Origin of the sequence: Allobosea rubneri, from assembly GCF_032464875.1 — a bacterium.
Lineage (GTDB): Bacteria > Pseudomonadota > Alphaproteobacteria > Rhizobiales > Beijerinckiaceae > Allobosea > Allobosea rubneri.
Genome location: NZ_JAWDID010000127.1, coordinates 1 through 1,321, shown reverse-complemented (window position 1 = coordinate 1,321; position 1,321 = coordinate 1). Strand labels below are relative to the sequence as shown.

Annotated in this window: 1 protein-coding gene and 1 other annotated feature; the gene reads right to left on the bottom strand. The window is 64.3% G+C overall.

The window, feature by feature from the left end; genetic code table 11:
- Positions 1-39: 39 nt before the first annotated feature.
- Positions 40-1,271 (bottom strand): IS3 family transposase gene (locus RKE40_RS29570; RefSeq protein WP_316021724.1). Its coding sequence is split into 2 segments (ribosomal slippage): positions 40-980 and positions 980-1,271, totalling 1,233 coding nucleotides; the frame shifts between segments, so codons are not numbered across the junction.
- Positions 871-987: a sequence feature (AL1L pseudoknot), on the bottom strand. Its footprint overlaps the gene before it by 117 nt.
- Positions 1,272-1,321: the final 50 nt, after the last annotated feature.

Below are 1,321 nucleotides of genomic sequence, written 5' to 3'. Positions count from 1 at the left end.
TGAACCGCCCCGGCTTCGCCGGAGGCCGTTTCGTTTGAGTCACGCCGCGATGGCTGGCTCATCCAGCATAGCGTAGTAGCGTTCTTCGGCTTCGGCCGGTGGGATGTTGCCGATGGGCTCCAGCAACCGGCGATTGTTGAACCAGTCGACCCAGATCAGTGTCGCGAACTCCACGGCTTCGAAGGATCGCCACGGCCCGCGCCGATGGATCAGCTCGGCTTTGTAGAGTCCGTTGATCGTCTCGGCGAGAGCGTTGTCATAGCTATCACCCACACTGCCGACGGAGGGCTCGATGCCCGCCTCTCCGAGGCGCTCGGTATAGCGGATGCTGACATATTGCGAGCCGCGATCCGAGTGATGCACCAGCCCACCGCGGTGCACAGGTCGGCGCTCGTGCAGCGCCTGCTCCAACGCGTCGAGCACGAAGCCCGCATGTGCCGTCCGCGATACCCTCCAACCGACGATCCGCCGAGCATAGGCGTCGATCACGAAGGCAACGTAGACGAAGCCCGACCAGGTCGAGACGTAGGTAAAGTCTGAGACCCAGAGCCGGTTCGGCGCCGGCGCATGGAACACCCGGTTGACATGGTCGAGCGGACACGGCGCGGCCTTGTCCTGGACGGTCGTGCGGTTTGGCTTGCCGCGAATGACACCTTGCAGGCCAAGGTCGGTCATCAGGCGTTCGACCGTGCATCGCGCAACGTCGAACCCCTCGCGCATCATCTGCCGCCAGACCTTGCGCGCGCCATAGACCTCGAAGTTCTCGGCAAACACGCGGGCAATCTCAGGCAACAAAGCCGCGTCCCGCTTCGCCCGAGCCGACAGCTTCCCGGGATCGGTCCGCTTGGCCACATGCTCATGGTAGGTTGACGGGGCGATCGGCAGCACCTTGCAGATCGGCTCGACCCCATAGGCCCCGCGGTGATCGTCGATGAACGCGATCATGACCGGTGTCGGCGGTCGAGCTCCGCCTGGGCAAAATACGCCGATGCCTTGCGCAGGATCTCGTTCGCCTGCCGAAGCTCCCGGTTCTCGCGTTCGAGAGCCTTGAGCTTTGCCGCCATGTCCGTCGTCAGCCCGGGCTTGCGGCCACTGTCGACCTCGGTCTTCTTGACCCACTCGTTCAGCGTCTGGGCTGTGCAGCCGATCTTGCCCGCGATCGACGTGATCGCCGCCCAGCGCGACGGATGCTCGGCCTCATGGTCCAGCACCATCCGCACCGCGCGCGCACGCACCTCAGGCGAGAACTTGTTCGTCGTCTTGCTCGTCATGGCTCCACCTTCTCAGGAGTTGGAGCCTCCGACAAACCCGGAGCGGTTCA